Annotated in this window: 19 protein-coding genes; 16 read left to right on the top strand and 3 right to left on the bottom strand. The window is 37.9% G+C overall.

What is annotated here, in order from left to right; all coding sequences use genetic code 11:
• Positions 1 to 32 precede the first annotated feature (32 nt).
• The 11 genes from OO007_RS08050 to OO007_RS08000 all read left to right on the top strand — a co-directional run bounded on the left by OO007_RS08050 (position 33) and on the right by OO007_RS08000 (position 13,636).
• Complete coding sequence (locus tag OO007_RS08050) at positions 33 to 1,205, top strand: fused response regulator/phosphatase (RefSeq protein WP_325808412.1); 1,173 nt, start codon at positions 33 to 35, stop codon at positions 1,203 to 1,205.
• Between the two features lie 21 nt (positions 1,206 to 1,226).
• The gene (locus OO007_RS08045; RefSeq protein ID WP_325808411.1) at positions 1,227 to 1,571 is read left to right on the top strand and encodes an STAS domain-containing protein; all 345 of its coding nucleotides are present in this window, start codon (positions 1,227 to 1,229) and stop codon (positions 1,569 to 1,571) included.
• Positions 1,572 to 1,666: 95 nt separating this feature from the next.
• The gene (locus tag OO007_RS08040; RefSeq protein ID WP_131905283.1) at positions 1,667 to 2,083 is read left to right on the top strand and encodes an ATP-binding protein; all 417 of its coding nucleotides are present in this window, start codon (positions 1,667 to 1,669) and stop codon (positions 2,081 to 2,083) included.
• A gap of 39 nt (positions 2,084 to 2,122) precedes the next feature.
• Positions 2,123 to 3,952 (top strand): cellulose synthase catalytic subunit, encoded by a 1,830-nt coding sequence (locus OO007_RS08035; protein WP_325808410.1) that lies wholly within the window; start codon positions 2,123 to 2,125, stop codon positions 3,950 to 3,952.
• Positions 3,953 to 3,968: 16 nt separating this feature from the next.
• Positions 3,969 to 5,294 carry a DUF3131 domain-containing protein gene (locus OO007_RS08030; protein ID WP_131905285.1) on the top strand — a complete coding sequence of 442 codons (1,326 nt, stop codon included), beginning with the start codon at positions 3,969 to 3,971 and terminating at the stop codon, positions 5,292 to 5,294.
• An 81-nt stretch (positions 5,295 to 5,375) separates the two neighbouring features.
• Positions 5,376 to 7,016 (top strand): glucose-6-phosphate isomerase, encoded by a 1,641-nt coding sequence (pgi, locus tag OO007_RS08025; RefSeq protein ID WP_325808409.1) that lies wholly within the window; start codon positions 5,376 to 5,378, stop codon positions 7,014 to 7,016.
• A gap of 36 nt (positions 7,017 to 7,052) precedes the next feature.
• On the top strand, positions 7,053 to 9,872 hold the full coding sequence (locus tag OO007_RS08020; protein WP_325808408.1) for an ATP-binding protein: 2,820 nt from the start codon (positions 7,053 to 7,055) through the stop codon (positions 9,870 to 9,872).
• On the top strand, positions 9,869 to 10,414 hold the full coding sequence (locus tag OO007_RS08015) for a heme NO-binding domain-containing protein (RefSeq protein ID WP_325808407.1): 546 nt from the start codon (positions 9,869 to 9,871) through the stop codon (positions 10,412 to 10,414). Before OO007_RS08020 ends, OO007_RS08015 begins: the two co-directional genes overlap by 4 nt.
• Before the next feature lie 17 nt (positions 10,415 to 10,431).
• A complete protein-coding gene (locus tag OO007_RS08010; RefSeq protein ID WP_325808406.1) occupies positions 10,432 to 12,177 on the top strand; it encodes an ATP-binding protein in 1,746 nt (581 codons plus the stop codon).
• A gap of 119 nt (positions 12,178 to 12,296) precedes the next feature.
• Positions 12,297 to 13,295: a pseudouridine synthase gene (locus tag OO007_RS08005; RefSeq protein WP_325808405.1), complete on the top strand. Its 999-nt coding sequence runs from the start codon at positions 12,297 to 12,299 to the stop codon at positions 13,293 to 13,295.
• Positions 13,296 to 13,345: 50 nt separating this feature from the next.
• Positions 13,346 to 13,636 carry a YkgJ family cysteine cluster protein gene (locus tag OO007_RS08000; protein ID WP_131905290.1) on the top strand — a complete coding sequence of 97 codons (291 nt, stop codon included), beginning with the start codon at positions 13,346 to 13,348 and terminating at the stop codon, positions 13,634 to 13,636.
• A 192-nt stretch (positions 13,637 to 13,828) separates the two neighbouring features.
• Here OO007_RS08000 and OO007_RS07995 read toward each other — a convergent pair whose 3' ends face one another.
• A complete protein-coding gene (locus OO007_RS07995) occupies positions 13,829 to 14,350 on the bottom strand; it encodes an outer membrane beta-barrel protein (RefSeq protein ID WP_325808404.1) in 522 nt (173 codons plus the stop codon).
• Positions 14,351 to 14,582: 232 nt separating this feature from the next.
• Positions 14,583 to 16,094, bottom strand: a complete 1,512-nt coding sequence (locus OO007_RS07990; RefSeq protein ID WP_325808403.1) for a fumarate hydratase — start codon at positions 16,092 to 16,094, stop codon at positions 14,583 to 14,585.
• Between the two features lie 382 nt (positions 16,095 to 16,476).
• Between OO007_RS07990 and OO007_RS07985 the strand changes: the two genes are divergently transcribed.
• From OO007_RS07985 to OO007_RS07965, 5 genes are all read left to right on the top strand, one after another.
• Positions 16,477 to 17,142 carry an ATP-binding protein gene (locus OO007_RS07985; RefSeq protein ID WP_325808402.1) on the top strand — a complete coding sequence of 222 codons (666 nt, stop codon included), beginning with the start codon at positions 16,477 to 16,479 and terminating at the stop codon, positions 17,140 to 17,142.
• Positions 17,143 to 17,455: 313 nt separating this feature from the next.
• Entirely contained in the window at positions 17,456 to 19,690 is a 2,235-nt protein-coding gene (locus tag OO007_RS07980; RefSeq protein ID WP_325808401.1) for an NADP-dependent isocitrate dehydrogenase, read from the top strand.
• Between the two features lie 612 nt (positions 19,691 to 20,302).
• Complete coding sequence (locus OO007_RS07975) at positions 20,303 to 22,834, top strand: sugar-binding protein (RefSeq protein ID WP_325808400.1); 2,532 nt, start codon at positions 20,303 to 20,305, stop codon at positions 22,832 to 22,834.
• Positions 22,835 to 22,893: 59 nt separating this feature from the next.
• Positions 22,894 to 23,028, top strand: a complete 135-nt coding sequence (locus OO007_RS07970; protein WP_325808399.1) for a hypothetical protein — start codon at positions 22,894 to 22,896, stop codon at positions 23,026 to 23,028.
• A 52-nt stretch (positions 23,029 to 23,080) separates the two neighbouring features.
• Positions 23,081 to 23,515, top strand: coding sequence for a hypothetical protein (locus tag OO007_RS07965; RefSeq protein ID WP_325808398.1), 435 nt, complete (start codon positions 23,081 to 23,083; stop codon positions 23,513 to 23,515).
• 209 nt (positions 23,516 to 23,724) lie between these two features.
• Here the strand turns inward: OO007_RS07965 and OO007_RS07960 are convergent, their stop codons facing one another.
• Entirely contained in the window at positions 23,725 to 24,615 is an 891-nt protein-coding gene (locus tag OO007_RS07960; protein ID WP_325808397.1) for a PPK2 family polyphosphate kinase, read from the bottom strand.
• Positions 24,616 to 24,696: the final 81 nt, after the last annotated feature.

Raw genomic sequence — 24,696 nt, 5'->3', positions numbered from 1 at the left:
TATACTTTTAATAAAAATAATTAACATAATATATGAATATACTCGTCGTTGATGATTCCACAGAAATACGTTTAATCATCAAACATTACCTTACAAAGTTTAATCACAATGTCGATTTAGCCGTCGATGGTGGCGATGCATGGGAGAAAATAACAAATAACGAGTATCAAGTCATTATTAGTGATTGGAAAATGCCAATCATGAATGGTTTAGAGCTGTGTAAAAAAGTCAGAGCGGCCAATTTTAAAAACTATATCTATTTCATACTCTTAACAGGTATGTCTGGAAAGCAGAATACGCTTGATTCCATAAAAGCTGGAATCGATGATTTTGTAAACAAACCCATCGATGCTGATGAATTAAAAATTCGTTTAACGTCTGCAAAAAGAGTATTGGATTTAGAAGAAACATTAGAACGTAAGAATCTGGCACTTAAAAAGATCAATGAACAATTAAACACAGATTTAAAAAATGCGACGAATACTCAAATCAGTTTACTTCCCGCTAATCTGGATTCGAAGCATTTCACAACTGCCTGGTACTACAAACCAGCAGTATTCGTAGGTGGTGATACATTTAATTACTTTACGCCCTCACCCGATTTTTTAGTGTTTTATAAAATAGATATCTCAGGTCATGGAATATCTGCAGCAATGCTTTCTATGTCACTTCAATCGACCTTGGGCTTAAAACGTGGGTTATATGGTGGACCAATCACCCGCGAAAGTTCTTATGATTTACCTAGAGTGTTTGCAGAAAACCTGAACAAAATGATGCTGGAAAATAATACCGACCATTATTTAACCATGATTTTTGGCATTGTAGATATCAAGTTAAACCAAATGCATTATGTACAAGCCGGTCACCCTCATCCCATGTTTTACAACAAAGAACATGACCAACTTACAGAGATTGATGTTGATGGATTCCCTATAGGCCTAATAGACAATGTCGAATATGAGACACAGCATATAGATTATAAGTCCGGGGATAAGTTTGTTGTCTATTCTGATGGTATCAATGAAGTAGATTCTGCAATAACCGATAAAAGATTGGAATCAAATACGCTCTACGAGCATTTCAATTCCATTAGAAACCTAACACCCAATAATATGATCGACAAGATCAAAAATACCTGGTTGAAAAAAGAACAACTAAAAGCATTACCTGACGATGTCAGCATACTCATTTTCGAGTTTAAATAAATAAAAATTAGGAGAATTACAATGAACCTTGCAATCACTGAAAACGAAAATATAACAGTCGTTACTGTTAAAGAAGCACGTTTGGATGCCTCTATAGCACCTGAATTTAAAAGACAAATGGAAGAATTAATTAATAATGATAAAGACAAAATTATTCTGGATATATCAGAAATTGGTTTTATGGATAGTAGCAGTTTAGGTGCTCTAGTAGGTGTATTGAAGGCAATGGGTAACAACGGAAAACTAATAGTCTGTGGCGCTTCAGGTGTCGTTCTGGAATTGTTTAAACTGACTAGAATGGACCGTATTTTCACTTTGGCAGAAGACATGCAAGCTGCTAAATCAGCTTTTGTTGCTGAAGCTTAGATAATGCTAAATAACGAATCATTCAACAATGTAATTAACAAAGCAACAATCACAGTATTAAACGGAGTAATAGCCTAAGAGGTTATTCAACTGATATGAATAATATTAATCAAACAGAAATTGACAGTGAGTTATCAGAAGTTAAAAAACTTTCTGCTCACTTTCGAGATTTCTGTAACCACAATTCTCTTAATGAGCAGCTGTCTGGATTATTAGAACTAGCTCTCGTAGAAGCGGTGAATAATATAATCATTCATGCTTATGAAGGCTTACCCGGCAATACTATCAAAGCGCAATATCAGAAAACTGATTCGAATATCATTATTACACTGACGGATTTCGGTAAAAAATTTACCGGCAAAGATAAGAATAAAGATACAGAAAAAGGTGACTTGGAATCTTTACCAGAGGGAAACTGGGGCATAGGACTCATAGAATCTATCGTTGATGATATTCAAAGAAGTAGAAACGCTGATTCGAACACATTAATAATTACAAAAAGTATCAATTAATCATTACTTAAATCTAACAATAAACAATAAGAAGAACACATGAATTTTTACTTTGATAAATACGAAGACAGAAAACCAGAGCCACCATTACCGCATAATGAATGGCGCGAATTACTGTGGCAGTATTTTGCTGTAATAGCACTTGTTGTTGGTGCCTGGTATATCACTTGGCGATGGACATCATCCTTAAACTACGATGCACTCTGGTATGCCATTCCGTTGGTCATTGCAGAAACAGGTGCGTATATTGGATTAATACTCTTTACGTTTAATTTATGGAAAGTAAAAGATACACCTAAACAAGACCCTCCCACCATGTTGAGCGAAGTGATCGCCTATGATATTTCTAAAGATAGAAAAATCAATGTCGATATGTACTTCCCTACTTATGATGAGGACCCAGAACTAGTTAGATTGAGCCTAATCGATGCAAAAAATGTACTGAACCCAATGGGTGTCAATATCAGTATTCATGTTTTGGATGACGGTAGCCGAGACAGCATGAAACAAGTCGCGGATGAAGAAGGTGTTAATTATATTACACGTGAAGGCAATATTGGCTTTAAAGCGGGTAATTTAAGAAATGCCATGGAACAAACAGGTGGGGATTTTATTGTCATCTGTGATGCAGATACACGCCCTCTTCCAACCTTACTCGAACACACCTTAGGTTACTTTAAAGATTCTGATGTTGCATGGGTACAAACACCACAATGGTTTTTTGATATCCCAGAAGGAAAGCCACTTGATCAAGCCCTTGGTAAATATCTTTCTACTCCCGGAAGTTTATTGGGCAAAGGGATACAAAAAATAATTGGACCAGTACAAATTGGGCAAGACCCTTTTGTTAATGATCCTAAGATGTTCTATGACGTGATTCAACGTAGAAGAAATTGGTGTAATGCCTCATTCTGTTGTGGAGCTGGCTCTATACACAGACGTGAAGCTGTTATGGAAGCTGCATTAAAATCGTATGCAGAACAGATTGATGCTGATGTCGAAGATATTTACAAAAAAGTAAAAAAGATTACAGGCGAATCAAAACTAGATGAAAGTCTGCTTACTTTGATAGATCAACAAGCGTTGTTAAATAATGAATTCACGCCTTATCGTTTTCACGTCTCTGAAGATATTTACACGTCGATTGTTTTACATTCCGATCCGGATAGAAACTGGAAATCTGTGATGCATCCCGACGTTGAATCTAAAATGCTATCACCGCAAGATCTTTTAACCTGGACTATCCAGCGATTTAAATACGCAGGTGGCACGCTGGATATTGCTAAAAATGACAACCCGGTATTTCGTAAAGGAATGTCGCTTCCTCAACGCTTAATGTATGCAACGACCATCTGGTCATATATTGGTGGTATATGGAATGCAATTTTCCTAACTGCGCCTCTAGTGTATTTATTCTTTGCAGTATCACCAGTACAAAGCTATTCGATGGACTTTTATATCCACATAGTTCCGTTTTTATTATTGACTGAAATAGCCTTTATGATTGGCGGCTGGGGGTTAGCAGGTTATCCCTCCAAAGCTTCCTATTTAGCTTTTTTCCCGACAAATTTAAGGGCCTTGTGGACAGTAATGAAAGGAGAAAAAATTAGTTTCCCTGTTACGCCAAAAGACCGTCAGGAAGGTAGCTTCCTACATTTGGCGATACCACAAACAGTCATTATTGTGTTAACAACAATAGGTATTATTTACGCATGGTCTCAATATCAGTTAGAACATCCTTCTTATGATATTAACGGCGTTTTACTGAATACTTTTTGGGGATTAAATAATATTTTAGCGTTAAGTGGCATCATCTTTGCCGCTTTATGGAAGCCTGAACAAGAACAAGAAGAAATTACTGCAGTTTAAATAGAGTATATAAAAAATGAATAACAATAACGTACCAGGATTCAAACAAAACTTAGTGAGAGCAAGATCGCATATTATCTTTATGCTAGCCTTAATCACTGCTTTTTCGTTGGTGATATCACTATCAAACGCTTCTTTTGAAGATCGAGTAACGGCAAAATCAACAGTGAAGAATGTAATAGAAATGAAATTACCTCCACAAAGAAATCTAACAGAAGAAGAAAAGCAATGGGCGTTGATTGCCTGGAAATATTTCCAAAATAATACGATTGAATCTACAGGTTTAGCGAATTCTGCAAATGCCTATAAATCAACGACACTCTGGGATAGCTCATCTTATTTGCTAGCCGTTATTTCTGCGAGTCGACTTGGAATTATTGATAAACCTGAATTTGAAAACCGGGTAAATAAATTTCTCGCAACCATGCTAAAACTACCTTTATATGAAGGCAAGTTACCCAACAAAGTGTATAACACTGAAACATTGGAGATGGTTGATTATAACAATAAAAAGACCGAAAAAGGTTTAGGTTGGTCAGCCATAGATATCGGTCGTTTAATGGTGCCACTCAATATCCTGGTTTGGAATTACCCAGAATTTACTACACAGGTAAAAGCGATCACAAAACAGTGGGACCTGAGTGCTGCAGTAGATAAAGGAGATATGTACGGTGCATTAAATGAAGATGGCAAAACGGTTTACCTTCAAGAAGGACGCTTGGGCTATGAAGAATATGCATCAAAAGCATTCCAGCTCGTTGGACTAGATGTTAGTAGTGCAATTGATTACACGTCATGGCTAAAATTCATAGATATCGAAGGGATCAATATTCCTACTGATAGTAGAAGCCCTGAGAAATTTACCGCACATAACTATGTCGTTTCAGAACCTTATATTCTGGATGGTATTGAATATGGTTGGGATCAAATGTCGCGTGAGTTTTCTGGTCGAGTTTATACAGTACAGGAAGAAAGATATAAGAATACTGGCAAACTTACCGCTGTTAGTGAGGACAATATCGACCAAGCCCCCTATTTCGTCTATAACACCGTTTTCACAAGTGGTAAGAAATGGAATGCCATCACTGAAGATGGAACTGATGCGAGTGAGTTTAAAACTCTCAGTACTAAAGCTGCATTTGGCTGGCACATGCTGTATGAAACTGAATACACTAAAAAATTAATGAAAGTAGCTAGCCAACTGTACGACCCTAATCTTGGATGGTACTCAGGTTTGTATGACAAAACAGGTGAGCCAAATAAAGCATTAACTGCAAATACAAACGGCATAATCCTCGAAACATTAGCTTACAAACAAACAGGTCAATTATTGAAACCATAATAATGAATTAAAAATACCTTTACATAGTTTGTAGCTTCGAACGTAAAAAAATGAATAATTATAAATAGAGCGTATAAAAATATGTGTATCACAACAAATACAGCTTGGAAAAACGTACAACAACATGCACTAGAAATGTCAGAATTTCACGTACGTGATGCATTTGTAGAAGATTCCGAACGTTTTAAAAAATATTCAATTCATTTAGATGGTTTACTTTTTGATTATTCCAAACAACGTATAACAAAAGAAACCATGGAGTTACTTTTCGAGCTAGCCAAAGAAAGTGATTTAGAAAACTGGCGTGATCGATTGTTTAATGGAGAACGCATAAACCATACTGAAGATCGTTCTGTATTACATACAGCATTAAGAGATATGTCTGGTGATCCAATCTATGTTGATGGTAAAGATATTAAACCAGACATAGATTCTGTACTTAATAAAATGGAAGCGTTTATAGAAAAAGTTCACAATGGAGATTGGTTGGGCTTTACCGGAAAACCCATAGACACCATTGTAAACATTGGTATTGGAGGTTCTGATCTAGGCCCAAAAATGCTTTATGAAGCATTAAAACCCTATCATATCCCTAAGATAAAGGTTTGTTTTGTATCTAATCTGGATGGTGCAGATTTAGCCAATCAAATTACGCAAATAGATCCCGAAACGACTTTATTTACCATCGCATCCAAGACGTTTACAACGCTAGAAACAATGCAAAATGCAAATACTGCAAGAAACTGGTTCCTAAGACATACTGACAATGAGAGTGATATTGCCAAACACTTTGTAGCAATTTCCACTAACGCAGAAAGCGTTGCAGAATTTGGGATCGATACGAACAATATGTTCGAATTCTGGGACTGGGTTGGAGGACGCTATTCTCTTTGGTCTGCAATTGGATTACCGCTTGCACTCGGTATAGGAATGCATCATTTTAATGCACTTCGTGAAGGTGCATTTGATATCGATACACACTTCAAAACCAGCCCTTTTGAAAGAAATATTCCAGTAATAATGGCCCTCATCGGAATTTGGAATAGAAATTTTTTGGGGGCTGAAACTTTAGCTATTCTGCCTTATGACCACCTGTTAAAAGATCTCCCTGATTTCCTTCAACAACTCGGTATGGAAAGTAATGGAAAATCTGTAGATCGGGATGGTGAAGAAATTGATTATGCCACTGGCGCTGTTGTATGGGGTGCAACGGGTAACAATGGTCAACATGCGTTTTTCCAATTATTACATCAAAGTAAAACCTTAGTTCCTTTAGATTTTATAGGGAGTGTAAACAGCGGTTATTCCTTAGAAGGACACCAGCAAAAATTGTTTTCTAATATGGCTGCTCAAGCCAAAGCGTTGATGTGTGGAAAAACAGAAGAAGAAGTGACTAAAGAAGCAAAATCACAACATGATAGAGATATCGTTCCTTATAGGGTTTTCGACGGAAATGTTCCATCGAATATGTTTTTGTTTGATCATTTAACACCACACAGCTTAGGTATGCTTATCGCTCTGTATGAACATAAGGTTTTTGTTCAAGGCATTATCTGGAACCTTAATTCGTTTGACCAATGGGGTGTTGAACTTGGTAAAAAACTGGCCAACGAAATTTTAGACGACCTTATTAGTAATGAAAACAAAAACAAACACGATTCTTCAACAGAAGGTTTAATGAATTATTTCAAAGCAAGTTTCATGGATAAGCTTGCTTCTTAATTCGCCTTATAATTAATAATAAAAAAATTAGCCATTATGCTTAAAAATTTCACACGATCTGATGTTGTATACAGACACACATTTGTCATCATTTTAGCGTTTGTATTGATCATAGGTAGTGCAGTTGTTCTGTCCTATACCTATAAGCAAACAAATGCCATGAATGAACGCATTGCAAAATTAGATGCAGAGCAATTCGCAACATCAGTAGCTAAATTTAGAAATTTTTACAGTGAAAAGATCGTACCAATTGCAAAAGATCATGGATTAAACGTAACACATGATTATGAGAATGCTAATTGGTCCATCCCCTTACCCGCAACATTCGCTAAAGATTTTGGGGAATACATTTCTAGCGATGATAAATCTTATGCGGTGAAACTATACAGTGATTTACCCTTTCCATGGAGAAGCCAGGAAAAATTAGACACCATTGAAAAAGCCACTATAGAAAAAATAAAAGAAAATCCAGACGCTCCAGTCATATCTGTTGAAAGCCACGATGGCAATAAATATATCAGATACGCTCGTGGTGACATTATGAAAGAGAGCTGTGTAGCTTGTCATAATAGTTATCCCGGTTCTCCAAAAACGGATTGGAAAGTAGGTGACGTCAGAGGTGTTTTAGAAGTCATCAGACCGATAAATACAGCTCAGTTTAATTCTATAGGTTTACTTAAAGAATCTTTTCTTATGATGCTCGCCATTATCTTATCAATGGTTGGTCTTATCTTTTTTGTGCTGAGAAAATTAACAAATTCATTAAATGCAGCATACGAAGCTTATGAAAAAGAGGAAAAAACATCTCAAAAACTACACGCTAGCAGCGTAAAAATGACAGCTATTGTTAATTCGGTAGAAGAAGTCATCATAGTTATTGACGAAAAAGGAATAATTACAGAATGCAATAATTCCATAGTGAAAGTATTTGGCTACTCTGTAAAAGAAATAATAGGTAAAAATGTTAGTGTGTTAATGACAGGCGATCACCATATACATCATGACAATTATATAGAAGAGTATATAGGTAAAGGTGAAGGAACTGTCATGGGACAGAACAGAGAGTTTGTTGCCATCCGTAAAAACGGAGAAGTCTTCCCAATAGAACTTTTTGTAAATGATGCGCGGATTGGGGATACGGTTTTCTTCACGGGTAGTATAAGAGATATTACCGAGCGTATTGAAATTGAAAAAGACAAAGAGCTTACACACAAAGCTGCACTAGAATCCGCTGAATTAAAGAGTGAATTCCTTGCTAATATGAGTCATGAAATCAGAACGCCTATGAATGGTGTTATCGGCATGACTGAGCTACTTCTGCTATCAGACCTTGATGAAGAACAACAAGAACTCGCACATACCGTTAAAGATAGTGCAGACTCTTTATTAACCATTATCAATGATATTCTCGATTTCTCGAAGATTGAAGCAGGCAAGCTATCGATTAAAAAGAGGCACTTTAAACTGTTAAAAATGATAGAAGGTTCTATCGATTTACTATCAAAAGAAGCCAATAAAAAAGAAGTAGAACTTGCCTTCTTCATTGACAAAAATGTGCCCCTCGAAATTACTGGCGATGCCGGAAGATTACGCCAAATTCTAATTAATCTTCTCAATAATGCCTTGAAGTTCACAGAAGATGGACAGGTCATTTTATATGTCTCGATGAACAACGATGACACCATGTGTTTTTCAATTATTGATTCTGGTATTGGTATTCCAGAAGATTCTTTAGCCACCCTATTTGATAGCTTCTCACAGGTTGATGGCTCAAGCTCCAGAGAACATGGTGGAACAGGTTTAGGACTTGCCATTTGTAAGCAGTTAGTAAACCTCATGAAAGGTGAAATGGGAGTCGAAAGCAAATTAGGCGTTGGCTCTACTTTCTGGTTTACAATCAAACTGGATGAGAACAATGAACACCCCATTAAACCATTAATTGATTCCAATGCTCGCGTTCTAATGTGGAGTACTTCAGAAACGTTGAATCGTTACTATAAAGAACAACTCAGCCAATGGGGTATGAGCTCAACTATTGTCAGAAACCTGAATAGCATCAACAGTGAACTAGATAATAATACTTACAATATGCTGGCACTAGATGCGGATAATATATTTATTGATGAAAACAACCCTGAATCCTTTTTCCCTATTTTAGAGACCCTACGTCAAAAATCTAATGCCTTGTTTGTGTTGTACGCGAGCCATCAACAATATCAGTTCCTATCGACGCTTAAATTTGAAAAGAACATCGTTTTATTTAAAAAACCGATCAAACATACGGCAATCAAAACACTGATGGATCAGTTTGAATCCAGAGCAAATAAAACAACAGAACAAGATTCATCTCCAATCAAAATAGACACACTTGAAACTACTCAAGAAGAGGTGACTAACGATGAAAAAACAACAGTAATAGAGAAAGATAAATACCACATTCTTTTGGCAGAAGACAATCTGGTTAACCAGAAGGTTGCCGTCAAAATGCTGACTAATTTAGGCTGTAAGGTAACAGTCTCCAATAATGGTCAGGAAGCATTAGATAAAGCGCGTGAGTATTATTACGACGCTATCTTTATGGATTGTCAAATGCCTGAATTGGACGGTTATGAAGCAACAAAACTCATCAGAACCTTCCCCCAAAGCCACATGAATTATGACATACCAGTCATCGCCTTTACTGCTAATGCCATGAAAGACGACCATAAGAAATGTGAACAGGCAGGAATGGATGACTATCTAAGTAAACCAGTAAGTCTTGATAAGCTGGAAAAAGTAATACACAAATGGATTGAAAAGATGGCTGCGAGACAATCCAGATATTTAAAACAAAAATTAATGAAGGAATTATTATGAAAGGCATAGTGTTTACAGAATTTTTAGAGATGGTGGAGGATAAATTCTCCCCAGAAATGGCAGATAAAATTATAGACGCCTCGAAAAGCTTATCTACCGATGGTGCTTATACGGCTGTGGGTACTTATCATCACTCTGAATTAATAGAGTTGGTATCGCACCTGAGTGAAGAGACAGACATAGATTTAGCTTTGCTGATCAAAACATTCGGTATCTATTTATTCGGTCGATTTGTAGCGCTTTACCCGGGATTTTTTGAAGATAATAAAGGGACGTTTGGATTCCTTCAATTAATCGAAAATCATGTACACGTAGAAGTTAAAAAATTATATCCAGATGCAGAGCTACCGACCTTTGATACAAACCTGGTGAATGATGACCACCTGGAAATGATATACCAATCAAAACGCCCGTTTGCCCCACTTGCAGAGGGATTAATCCAGGGTTGCATGGACTATTACAATGAAAAAATAGATATCCAGACAGAAGATTTATCTGGCGGCGAAAACAAACACGTCAAATTCTCTTTAATTAAACACTAATTTACAAATCAAATATCATGAGTGAAGAACAAGTCAGATTACTTGAGAGACGCATAGCACGCGAGAAATCAGCGCGAAAGCAAGCAGAAAACTTACTCGAGTCTAAAAGTCTTGAGCTTTATAATGCAAATATTCAATTGAAGGAAATTGCTGACTCACAAGAAAGTGAAATTCAAAAGCGTACACAAGAATTAAAAGTTGCTAGAGATAAAGCGATAAAAGCCAGCAGTATCAAAAGTAATTTTCTAGCAACAATGAGTCATGAAATAAGAACGCCTATGAACGGTGTTATTGGTATGGCACAGCTATTACTGGATACTGACTTAAGCAATAAACAACGCCGGCAAGCTAATGTTTTATTATCCTCATCAGAATCCTTACTGCAAATAATTAATGATATTTTAGATCTATCAAAATTAGAATCCGGAAAGTTTCAGGTGCAAAAAGAATCATTTGCTCTGGGATCATTCCTTGATGATATTTTGAACTCTTTTGCGATTACTAGCCAAAATAAAAAAATCGAACTACTCAATATTATCGATAGAAATGTACCTGAAAAAATCCAGAGTGATCCTTTACGATTAAGACAGGTGCTGATTAATTTACTGGGGAATGCGTTTAAATTTACAGAAGATGGGTTTATTGTTTTAAAGATCAATCTAGAACGGATTAATGAAACAGATGCTAATTTACACTTCATTATTCGTGATACTGGCATTGGAATTACTCAGAAAAATTTAATAAAGCTGTTTAAACCATTCAGTCAGATTGAAGATTACAATCAAAAGCGCGCAATCCAGCAAGGCACTGGTTTAGGCTTATCTATTAGTCAAAAATTGTCTGAATTAATGGGGGGCTCAATTCATGTAGAAAGTGAAGTCAATAAAGGCACTACGTTCACATTGAGTTTGCCCATAAACTTAGACTTAAGCTTAAACTTAAAAGACATTGAAAATAAACCAGGCCGATCATTATTAGATAAAAATATCATTTTTTATCAGCCTTTAAGGTCTATTTCAGATATTGCTGAACAACAGTTAAGCAATATCAGTGATCAAGTAGAAAATATGCAATCACTTGAAGATTTTTTAGAAAGGTCTTCTCAAAAAGGTACTACTAAAGACGCCTATATTCTCGATGTAGAGAACCTAAAGAAAAAACAAATCAAATATTTATTAACGCATTTAACTAACAATAATATTAAGTACAACGATTGGCTATTCATACAAAGTATCGACAGCAAACACGAAGATCTGGAAATTTATTGCGATAAACATAACATTAAAACAGTGATGAAACCTACCTGCCAATTCACACTATACGATGCGGTAAAATCATTGAGTGATGGTCACTCACAAAAGATAGTAACAAAGAATGATAAAAAATCAGACTTTACAGGGAAGAAACTACTCCTTGTTGAAGACAACAAAGTCAATCAAATGGTCGCAAAAGCATTACTTAAAAAATTAGGCCTAGATATCACTATTTCCAATGATGGGCTCGAGTCTTTAGATGCATATCAAAAAGATTCATTTGATATTGTTCTCATGGATATTAATATGCCAAATATGAGTGGAATAGAAGCGACTCAGGAATTGCATAAAATCATGAAGGTCAATAATACATCCACCCCTATCATTGCTTTAACCGCTAATGTTATGGAAGGCGCAGAAGAAGAGTATCGATCTTATGGTATGAATGGTTACCTATCTAAACCTATTGAAATAGATAAGTTAAAGATTGAACTGAATAAATGGTTATAAAATAGCCTTACCATAAAGCGTAACCCTTATACCAATTTACATTGAAATAGTTACTTTTCGATAAGATAGATCGTGAAAGCATGAGCACAATATTTAAAAGAATGTTTAAATAAGCGCACATGAAAAAGACACATCACACATCGAATACTCGCGTAAAAACGCCAAAAAATTCCATCAAATCACCATTACCGATGAGGCATGGTGTTTCTGCCAGTAGAGTGTGGCTTCCCAAGTCTGGAGATTCTAAAAACGCATCAGAACAATATGGAGAATGGCAAACAATCCTAGAATTCCTCATAGAAAGGTTTCCATTTATTCCCGCGGATATTTTAGAAGAACGTATGCTACGTGGTGATATTGTCAATCAGGACGGTACTGTATTTAGACCCGACAGCCCTTACCAGGCGGAAACATTTTTATTTTACTACCGTGAAATACCCAATGAGGCCGAAATTCCGTTCAAAGAGAAGATTCTCTATAAAGATGAAAATATCATTGTCGTGGATAAACCGCATTTCTTGCCGGTATCTCCCTCTGGCCGGTATGTCAGAGAGAGTTTGCTTGCACGACTAAAACATCATTATCAGCTTGAAGACATTAGTCCTATCCACCGCTTAGACAGAGAAACAGCGGGTGTCATATTATACAGTTGCAATAAAGACATACGTGGCGATTACCAAACGTTGTTTCAAAAGAAACAGGTTGAAAAAACCTACGAAGCCATCGCACAAAAACCTGACAGTAACTCAGACTTAAGCTTTCCCTTAAATTACAAAAGTCGCATAACAAATGGCGAGCCATTTTTTGTAATGCGTGAAGAAGAAGGTGAAGCTAATTCTGAAACTAATATCGAACTCATTGAGACTCAAGGTAATCTGGCTAGATATCGATTAAGCCCAGTTACCGGAAAACAACATCAATTACGCGTGCATTTAATGTCATTGGGTATACCTATTCTAAACGACCCTTTTTACCCTGATGTTTTACCCGATAAAGGCGATGACTATTCTTCCCCTTTACAATTATTAGCGAAAAGTATCTCGTTTATTGATCCCATCAGTCAGGAAAAGCGATTTTTTGAAAGCGAACAAAATTTAACATTATTGTCATCAAAATAATGCATAAAGTACTAGAAGAAAAAAATAGCAGACGCTAAAATCCGCACCCAATGAATAAAAAACTTAAACGTACGCTAACTTCTTTATTTCCTGTTGAAGAAGGTAGGACTGGCTCTTGCAACAATTGTGGCGCATGTTGTCATTTGCCTTATCGTTGTGTTTTTTTAAAGACTGCCGAAGATAATAAAGAATACTGCTCTATCTACACTGTGCGCCCACCTAACTGTCGTAAATTCCCGCGTACCGCAGAAGAACATCAATTGGTTGAAGATACCTGTGGCTTTGAGTTTAAAGACAGCAAAATAGTAGTAGAAGCTAGCAGCGGCAATAATACTAAATAAACAGTAAGGCACCCCCCTACTTACAAGCGGATTTTTAATAAGTAATAAATTACACATTACTGGGCACTAGCCAGTAGCATTAACCACTAATAAAGTTCTTCAACAAAAATATTATTGAATAAAAAGGCCCTATCAAATGACAGGGCCTTTTTTATTAATAGCGATAAAACTACCGTTGAAGGTAATCCTTAGCTAGAGAGTATCTACAGTTAAACCAGCGTTATAACTATCGAAATATTCATCTAGCTGTTCGTGTCTCTGGTACTCAATGCGCACATCGATATTTTCTGTCACATTATAATAGCCACCGACACCGACGAATGGATTAGTCTCTTCCACTCTTACCCGTACATTATTCGATGAGGCTTCGGTTCTGATTCGCTCTGCACCAACACGACCATAGATGCCTGCACGTGGAGTGAGCGGGACATAACCCACAGCAGAGAATTGAATCGCTGTTGCTTCAAACTCTCGTTCAATGCCACCTTGTGAAATGGCAGTATCGCCAAAATCGGTATAACCAAGTTCTAAAGATACGTGCTTGCCGCCGCCAATGTATTTACCGACAGCCACGTTAAAACCCGCTTCATCAAAATCATCACCGTATTCTGCGTGCATTCCGTTTGCTGCAAAATAAAAGTCATTGGCATGAGCCGTAGAAACGCCAGAAAGCAGAATCACGGAAAGTGTGGTACTCAAAAGTGTTTTATTCATAATCAATCCATTGAAAATAATAAGTCTGATACCATAATATCAGACATTATTATGCCTTGAATGATCAAATATCTAGCAATTTCAATGATGTGTCTATTTTTTGAACAGTAGGGAGAGACTAATTCACCCCCCTACTTTGGAGGACTTTTTTTTATTGAATCAAAACTAACGAAACAATTAATGGAACAAATAAAAATGATTATTTAGGTTAAGACATAGATTAAGGTTAAGACTATGCCTTCTTTTGCAGAATGATTTCCTGCCACTCTTCAGGTCCAGTCTTGTGTACCGAAACACCTTTAGAATCAACAGCAACAGTTACAGGCATATCTTTTACATCAAACTCATAGATAGCTTCCATACCCATTTCTTCGAATGCCAATACTTTTGAACCGACGATCGCTTTAGAGACAAGATATGCAGCGCCGCCTACCGCCATCAAATAAACACTCTTGTGCTTCTTGATCGCTTCGATACCAGCGGGTCCACGCTCTGCTTTACCAATCATGCCGAGCAAGCCTGTTTCAGCTAGCATTTGCTCAGTGAACTTATCCATACGTGTAGATGTTGTAGGGCCAGCAGGACCAACGACTTCATCACGAACAGGATCAACAGGTCCAACGTAATAAATGAATCTATCTTTTAGGCTTACCGGTAGTTCTTCGCCAGCGTCTAACATACTCGTCATGCGTTTATGTGCAGCATCACGACCCGTTAAAATTTTACCGTTGAGTAATAACACGTCGCCTGGCTTCCAGCTTTGGACTTCTTCATGCGTAATCGCATCGATATCAACACGTTTAGCGGACTCACCCGCTTCATAACTAATATCAGGCCATACACTGCTATCAGGAGGCGTTAATACCGCAGGACCAGAACCATCAAGCGTGAAATGTATATGACGGGTTGCCGCACAGTTTGGAATCATACACACAGGCAATGAAGCTGCATGTGTTGGGTAATCCAGAATTTTTACGTCTAAAACCGTGGTTAAACCACCCAATCCTTGTGCGCCTATACCTAGATTGTTAACCGCATCCATAATTTCTAAACGCAATTCTTCAACTCTGTTTTGTGGACCACGATCTCGTAATTCCTGAATATCGATTTCCTGCATCAATGATCGTTTTGCAAGAACTGCCGCTTTTTCTGCAGTACCGCCAACACCGAGACCTAATACACCCGGCGGACACCAACCAGAACCCATTGTTGGAACTGTTTTAACCACCCAATCAACCAAAGAATCGCTAGGGTTAAGCATCACCATTTTTGATTTGTTTTCAGATCCGCCACCTTTAGCCGCAACCTGTACATCAATCTTGTCGCCTTTGACCATATTAAGATGGACTACGGCTGGCGTGTTGTCTTTGGTATTGGTTCTAGCGCCTAATGGATCAGCCATAATAGATGCGCGTAATTTGTTGTCTGGGTTATTGTAAGCCTGGCGTGTTCCTTCATTCACCATTTCCTGAATATCCATCGAAGTGCTATCCCACTTCACATCCATACCCACATCAACAAAAACAGCCACAATGCCGGTATCCTGACAGATAGGTCGATGACCTTCAGCACACATACGTGAGTTCACTAAAATCTGAGTTAACGCATCTTTAGCGGCAGGAGACTCTTCTCGCTCCCATGCGTTTGTCATGGCTCGTATAAAATCTTCACCATGGTAGTAAGAAATAAATTGCAATGCATCTGCAATACTTGAAATAAAGTCAGCTTGTTTAATTATAGTCATGGGATCTTATTAGTTTGATGATGTTAGAAAAAAGTAACGGTTAGTTAGTATGAATGTTATTGAAGTTAAAAGGTAATCTTTAGAATATACACTTATTAAATTACGCACAAAAACTTCTAAAATAACTATAGCATTAGAATTATTTCCTACACTCATAAAAAATGAATAGTGACAATAAACTCAGTATCAATCTATTAAGGCTTGTCATATCGTATCCATACGTTTTGAACTGCTTTATTAGTAATGAATAGCGTACTGTTTACGACAAAGATACTTAACGTATTACAAAATGTAACACTCGCAAATAACCAAAGTCACCCCCCTACTTACAGGCATTTTTTTAGATATCAATTAACATTGAAATATACACTATGCTTAAGCAATGAAACAAAAAATACTCCTGTCATGGAGCAGCGGCAAAGACAGTGCCTGGGCATTACAACAACTGCTACAAAACCCAAACGTCGAAGTCGTCGGCTTATTCAGCACCATCAATAAAGACGCTGATCGAGTGGCAATGCATGGCGTAAGAGTTGAGTTATTAGAAGCCCAGGCAGCAAGTATTGGCATACCACTGGAAATAATTGAAATCCCCGACCCTTGCAGTAATAACGACTACGAGACGATCATGTCAGACTTCATCGAAGCAGCCAAAAAGAAGCATATTGAATGTATTGCATTTGGTGATTTATACCTTGAAGATATCCGACGTTACCGAGAACAGCAATTAGCTGGCACAGGCATTGAAGCCATATTCCCGATATGGGGTTTAGATACCGATAATTTGTCCAGAATACTATTAGATAATGGCATCAAGGCTGTTATAAGCTGCGTCGATTCGAAACAACTCTCAGAAGACTTTGTCGGTAGAAGATACAACACTAGCTTTCTACAAGATTTACCTGAAACCGCAGACCCATGTGGAGAAAACGGTGAATTTCACAGTTACGTGTATGACGCGCCAATGTTTAAACACGCTATAGAAATAACGCTTGGTAAAACATTTAAAAAAGACCCGTTTGTATACATTGATGTATTGCCCAAATAAATACACTAAAAAGTCACCCCCCTACTTTGGGGTACTTTTTTTAATGCGTTTTTGACTGTTATTTAAGATCAAATAATAGAGATTAAAGTTTTATTTATTTATGTCTAGCTGCTTGTATCTGACCAGAGAAAATATAGGCGTTACTACAAATGCTGATATATCGACGTTTAATCAACTTGCGACTCATTTTTTACGTGTTATTAGAATCAATTCATAAGACATATTATTATAATCTATAGTAGGTTTTCTTGAGCTTATAACAAATGTGTTCTATATAGACGCACTATATTTTTATAAGAAGCAGGATTTTTGCATGACTGATAAACAATCGACCATTATTTATACGCATACTGATGAAGCACCCGCTTTAGCGACTCGTTCTTTATTACCTATTGTTCAGGCTTTTGCTGCAAAAGCAGATATCAATGTTGAAACACGCGACATCTCTTTAGCAGGACGAATTATCTCTAACTTTGCTGATTATTTAGCTGAAGATCAGCGCATTGAAGATGCGCTTCAAGAGTTAGGCGCTTTAACGCAAGACCCTAGTGCAAATATTATTAAACTACCAAATATCAGTGCTTCAATTCCCCAGTTAAAGAAAGCGATTGCTGAGTTACAGGCAAAAGGTTATGCCATCCCTGAATTTCCTGACGATCCACAAACGGATGAAGAGCAAGAAATTCGCGATAGATTCAGCAAGGTTTTAGGAAGTGCAGTAAACCCTGTGCTGCGTGAAGGCAACTCTGATCGTCGTGCTCCGGCATCCGTAAAACAATATGCGCGTAACAACCCACACAAAATGGGCGAATGGAGTCAGGCATCTCAATCACACGTTGCACACATGCGCGGTGGAGATTTCTATTCAAGCGAGAAGTCTACAGTGATGGAAAATGACTGTAATTTCAGCATTGAGTTTGAAGACAAAGTAACAGGTGAGAAGAAATTATTAAAAACACCTGCGCCTTTACTAAAAGGTGAAGTGATCGATGCCATGTTCATGAGTAGCAAAGCACTTCGAGCGTTTTTTGAAGAGCAAATGAATGATGCTAAAGAAACAGACATACTATTCTCGTTGCATGTAAAAGCGACCATGATGAAAGTTTCTCACCCTATCGTATTTGGCCATGCTGTTACCGTTTTCTACAAACGCTTGTTCGATAAGTGGGGAGAAGTGTTTGAAGAGGTGGGTGTTAATCCAAACAACGGCCTGGGTAATGTGTATGCGAAAATTCAAAACTTGCCACAGTCTAAACGTGCAGAAATAGAAGCAGATATTCGCGCCTGTTACATCAACCGTCCTGAAATTGCGATGGTCGATTCTGATCGTGGTATTTCTAATTTACACGTACCGAGCGATGTTATCGTTGATGCTTCAATGCCTGCAATGATTCGTAGCTCTGGCAAGATGTGGGGGGCCGACGGCAAACTTAAAGACACCAAAGCCGTAATTCCAGAAAGTACCTATGCGACGATTTATCAGGAAGTGATTAACTTCTGTAAAACGAATGGTGCATTCGATCCAACGACCATGGGTTCTGTGCCTAATGTGGGTCTAATGGCACAAAAAGCCGAAGAATACGGATCTCATGACAAAACCTTTGAATTAGAAGCGGATGGTATCGTTCGTGTTATTGGTGACAATGGTGAAGTATTCCTGGAGCATAATGTTGAGAAAGGCGATATCTGGAGAATGTGTCAGACTAAAGATGCGCCTATCAGAGATTGGGTAAAACTTGCGGTTAAGCGTGCGCGTATCACCGGTGACACCACGGTGTTCTGGTTAGATCACAAACGTGAACACGATATGCAGTTAATCAAAAAAGTAAAACTGTATCTTAAAGATCACGATACAGAAGGTCTTGATATCAAAATCATGCCTCCTGTAACCGCTATTCGTTACACCATGGAACGTTTGATCGAAGGTAAAGACACAATCTCTGTAACAGGTAATGTGTTACGTGATTACCTGACTGACTTATTCCCTATTTTAGAATTGGGCACCAGTGCAAAAATGCTTTCTGTGGTTCCACTAATGCAAGGTGGTGGAATGTTCGAAACAGGCGCAGGCGGATCAGCACCGAAACACGTTCAGCAGTTTAACGAAGAAAACTATTTACGTTGGGATTCATTAGGCGAGTTTCTGGCATTGGCTGAATCGCTTGAGCACATGTCTGAATCTACAGATAATTCTAAAGCCCATGTACTGGCTGAAGCATTAGACAAAGCTACGGGTGAATTACTCAATAACAATAAATCACCACAACGTAAAGTGGGCTTGTTAGATAATCGTGGCAGTCACTTCTATCTTGCTTTGTATTGGGCTAAGGCACTTGCAGAACAAGATACAGATGCTGAGTTAAAAGCACAGTTTACTGAGTTAGCGAATAAACTTGTTAGCGATGAAGAAAAAATCGTTACCGAACTAAACAGTGTTCAAGCTAAAGCTGTGGATATCGGTGGTTACTACTTCCCAGACGAGGAAAAAGCAGTTGCAGCGATGCGCCCTAGCGCAACCTTCAATGCATTACTTTCTTCTCTTAGCTAAGCTAAGCCAAGTTAAGTTAAGTTAAGTTAAGTTAAGTTAAGTTAAGTTAAGTTAAGTTAAGTTAAGTTAAGAATATTCCATAAAACTATCCCATTACCTATCTGACTGTTCAGTCAGATAGGTCTAATAAATTCTGATATACCTTTTAAGGCACCCCCCTACTTATAGGCACTTTTAATATGCACTTCTTTACATCATTTTTAATATAATTGTGTGTACAGACTTATAAATAGCCATGTAAATTCCCATGTAAATAGTCGTTTGCGGTTATATAAAACAAGTGCAAAATTATCACTGATACTAGTTATCAAACCCTTCAAGCAATCTACTACTTTGTAAACCTTTCGTCATCATAAAGATAACTTGAACTTATATAGGCCAAAGTCAGACAAACCTAGACGTGAAATGATGGATTTCAAATATCATGTGTATCCTGAAAATTGGGTTTCAATAGATAGATCAAACTTCTCGCTTTGTGATGCTCTTTAACTGATGATTTATGAATAATTATTCATTAAGAATCTCTATGAGTAATCTGCTATTGTAAGCTGCTTTTTGCGGTTTATCTGCATTCTATCGTCATTCACAACCTGTAATTAACTTAGAGTTTTAATGAAATTGAGTACCATAACATTTGTTTTTATCGCCCTATTGTCACTAACACCATTTGCGGCATACCTTTATAAAAATATATCGCCAGAAGTTGTTAGCGATGAAACCGTTTCGCAAAGCTTGTTCACACCTGCTGCTGTACAAAGCGGAACAACAGATAAAACATCAAAAAAGACGCCAGCGGATAAAAACACTCAGTTACCATCGACCGCTGCTGTTACAGGTACAGACAAAGAGTTAAAGGTTGAAACCAAGCCTAAGAAAAAACATATCCCTGTCGAAGTTAAATACCCGCCAGCAGTAAATAAAAGCTCACCATTAGGCATTAACACCAATGAAATCTACGAACAGGATGCCAGTATTCCCTTTGTTGATTTATTCAGAGTATCAATGCCGTTTAATGAAAACATACGTTGCCGCAAGCAGGATCAGCCTTGCTTAACATCAGCAAAAGTAGAATACGATAAACAAGGTTGGCCGAAGAAGCTCAATGGTGGAAAAGCCGGTGTATTCTTCATTCGTAACGTCAGCCGCGAAGCTTATCCAGAAGGTAATTACACCGTGCTCTATGACGGTGAAGGCAAGATAGAATACCTACAGAATGTCGAAGTCGTGAAACGTGAAAAAGGCGAAGATACCATTCAACTCACCGCGCGCGCTGATGGATTCATGACGGCTGCATTACAAATTGTAGAATCAAACCCTGAAAAACCCTTACGCAATATTCGTATTCTGTTACCGGGTGGTATTTGTCAGGGCAAACCTTTTGAGCAGGTTGCAGACTCTATTTTCTGTAAAGATTCAAAATACCTAAGCTTTAAAGATCATTACAAAACGATTCTGTTTAACCCTGATTATTTAAACTTCATGAAAGACTTTAATGTCATTCGCTTTATGCCCATGTCTGGCGTGACGCGTAATCCTGCCGTTACCTGGGATCAACGTCCTAAAATGGATAAAGCAACCTGGGGCGGTATATATGGATCACGTGGCGCACCCTTAGAAGTTCAGGTTGAATTAGCTAATCGACTCAAGGCAAACCCATGGTTAAATGTGCCACATGCAGCAGATGATAATTATATTAAGCAATTCGCTAGCTATGTGCATGAGAATTTAGACCCGAAGTTAACACCTTATATTGAATACACCAATGAAGCGTGGAATTCGAATTTCGTGCACAACGAATACATGCAGAAAATGGGCATCAAGGAAAAACTCGATCAAGATGCATTAATGGCTGGTTATAAATACTATTCCAAGCGCTCGGTTGAATTCTTTGAAATCTGGGAGAAGATCTATGGTGGTCACGAGAAGTTTGTCAGAGTCATCAGTGGCTGGGATACCCGCCCTGATATTAGCGGCATTATTCTCGCCTACAAAGATACTTACAAGTCTGTTGATGCATTGGCAATCGCGCCTTATATCGGTGGCAATACGCGTGGTTTCAGAGAGTCTGAGACGGTTGATGATATTTTCCATCTACTTACCGATGAGAAATCGTATCGCTCTTTAAATAAAGTCATCGATGAAATCAAAAAACATGAAAAACTGGCGAATGATTTTGGCGTCAGTCTAGTTGCTTACGAAGGTGGACAAGGTCTGGTAGATTGGGCCACCAGAGATTATATGCAACACCCTAACCCACTATTCTTTGGAGCAAATCGTGACCCCCGTATGGCGGATTTATACGACACTATTTATAAAGAATGGCGTGAACTTGGGGCAGACTTATTTGTGGCATTTAGTGCGCCTAGAAGTTGTAATGCCTCTGGTTGCTGGGGATTAAAAGAACATATCCGCAAAGATCTAAAAGAATCTCCGAAACTTCAAGCAAGTCTCGACTTTATCAACACCAATGATAAGTGGTGGAAGTGGGATGAGATTAAAGCTGCGAAGAAGCCTGGCAGCAAAGAAGTAGCAAAATACCTACCGAAAACTGATCCGGATAAACCTCGAATAGTGATTCGTCCTGCTAAAGGTGACCCAAAGCATTTCTTCCGTCTGGAGAATCCACAGGCACTTAATATCCTACTGGAAGGTGATTCGTGGGATAAACGCGATATATCGGGTAAATGGCAAGTCAAATGGGATAAAGACTATTTGTATTTCAGTGCAAAAGTTTACGACAAAGAAGCGAAGAATGATTCTAAAAACCCTGAAGATGATGACTCGGTAGAATTCTTCATAGACCCGAATAATAGTCGTAGCAAAACCCTAGACAAATCCAACGATTTTCATTTTATATTTGCACGAAATGGCAAAAAAGCAACCTTTGGAAGTGGCACTTCAAAAAACCAGAAATTAGATATTCCATTTGATGTTGAAGAGAAATATGATGGCTACGAAATCCACGCCAAGATCAAATGGAAAGATCTGGGTGTTACACCTGCTGTTAAAAACAAACTCGGCATGGATGTTGTCATTAATGACGATGATGACGGTGGAAAAAGTGATGCACGATTAGGCTGGAACACTAGAAATAGTCATCCTGTACCTAGTGATTACGGGATGATTTTAATGAGTGGCAGGTAGTCTTTTATTAGTATGATCTAATGTAAAGGCACCCCCCACCTTTGGGGCGTTTTTTTACATTGAATATATTAACTGTCTTCGATTCTTTCGAACAATTTATACCCACCATTATCTTCTGGGCTTCGTTTACCCTAAGCGCTGGTCCTTTCTGGATAACCGTGATGAGTTCGGCAAAGCATACGGCCGATATCTGAATTATTCCGTCATTTCCTGATCTATCAATTATTAGGCTGGTTCCCGATCATCATGGTGATCGGTGCGATCGTAACGACTATTGGAAAATTAAATGAGGCCATCTACACCAGTCTCTATTTCATTGGTGCAGCGGTCATTTTCTACCTTGCGTATAAAACCTATCAAAGCACAATAAGCAGCAAAGCCAGTTTTAAATTTAACTGGAAAGCGATGATGGTACTTTCGTGGACCAACCCAAAAGTCTGGCTGACTGTTCCTACCGGTGTATTGACCGCCAACTACACTGACAGCGATAGCCTGAATATTCTTATTATGTTTATTGTTGGTATCCCTCTTTACTATATTGGCTTCTTTATGTGGGCGTATATGGGAAAATTTGGGGCAAAAATTGCCAAAGATAAATTCAATATTTTCAATGCCTTATTATTGTTTATCTATGGCGCTTATCTTCTTTATGAAGGTGTTTTGGCTGTAAAAGCGGCTTAGAGATAACAATGGGGAGCAAACAGTGAGGATATATAATAAATAATAGTCACCCCCCTACTTTAAGTGACTTTTCATTTTGCTGTTTAAAATGACATAAGGAACTTATGCTTTGCGGAATGATAATACGTTTTTGTTTTTAGAAAACGTAAATAGAATTTATGCAGAGCTAGGCACTTTTCCTATAATCTAAAACAAACCACTTAATGAATCTATTCTGATTCGAGTAAGTTTCTCATTTCATCAAATTTTTCGCTTTCTTTCTTTTCTACTTTTGGAAATTGAGGATTCATTGCACGTAGGTTCTCAACAATTGTTCTGGCAACCTGTACTCGCATATAGAGTTTATTATCGGCAGGAATCGCATACCACGGTGCATGTTCTTTGCTGGTGTGATTAATAAGCTCCTCATAGGCGTGCATATAATCATTCCACAAGGCACGTTCTTTGATATCGCCGGATGAGAATTTCCAGTTTTTTTCTGGTTCGTTTAAACGGGAAAGAAAACGGTTTTTCTGCTCTTCCTTAGAGACATTCAACCAGAACTTTAGAACCAGAGTACCATTTCTGGCTAGGTGCTTTTCATAGTCATTAAAGGATTCAAAACGATTCTGCCAAAAACCTTGCAGATTCTTTTCATCCAGCGTTTCTGGTAAATCGTTCAAGCGTTGGTATTTTAGATAATCGGGATGTACTCGAACCACTAACCCTTCTTCATAATAACTGCGATTGAATATACCGATTTTACCTCTTTCTGGTGCACGAATATTACTTCGCCACATAAAGTCATGATCAAGTTCTAAAGATGAAGGTTGTTTGAAGGATGAAACCTGGCAGCCAGCTGGATTTACACGATTAAATACCGAACGTATGGTGCTGTCTTTTCCAGCGGCATCCATGGCCTGAAAAACGATCAGTAATGAGCGTTTATCTTCAGCGAATAGCTGATGTTGCAACTCAGCAAGTTCCTGCCTGAGGTCACCCAATTCTTTTTTCAGCGTTTTTTTATCTAACTCAGATTTATCAGCAATGGTTGCTGCCTCTGAAAGCTTGAATTGGTTATCTATTCCAACCTGAAAATTACTTTTAACCGCTTTTAGCATGTTGACGTCCTCAAGACTTATTTTATCTTATAGCGTGATCTACTTTTCCTGTGATGTGCTTTCTTGTGTTGTTCTTATAAC

Source organism: Cocleimonas sp. KMM 6892, from assembly GCF_035798195.1.
GTDB classification, from domain to species: Bacteria; Pseudomonadota; Gammaproteobacteria; order Thiotrichales; family Thiotrichaceae; genus Cocleimonas; species Cocleimonas flava.
The sequence above is the reverse complement of the archived record's forward strand: the minus strand, read 5'-3'. Positions and strand labels throughout refer to the sequence as shown.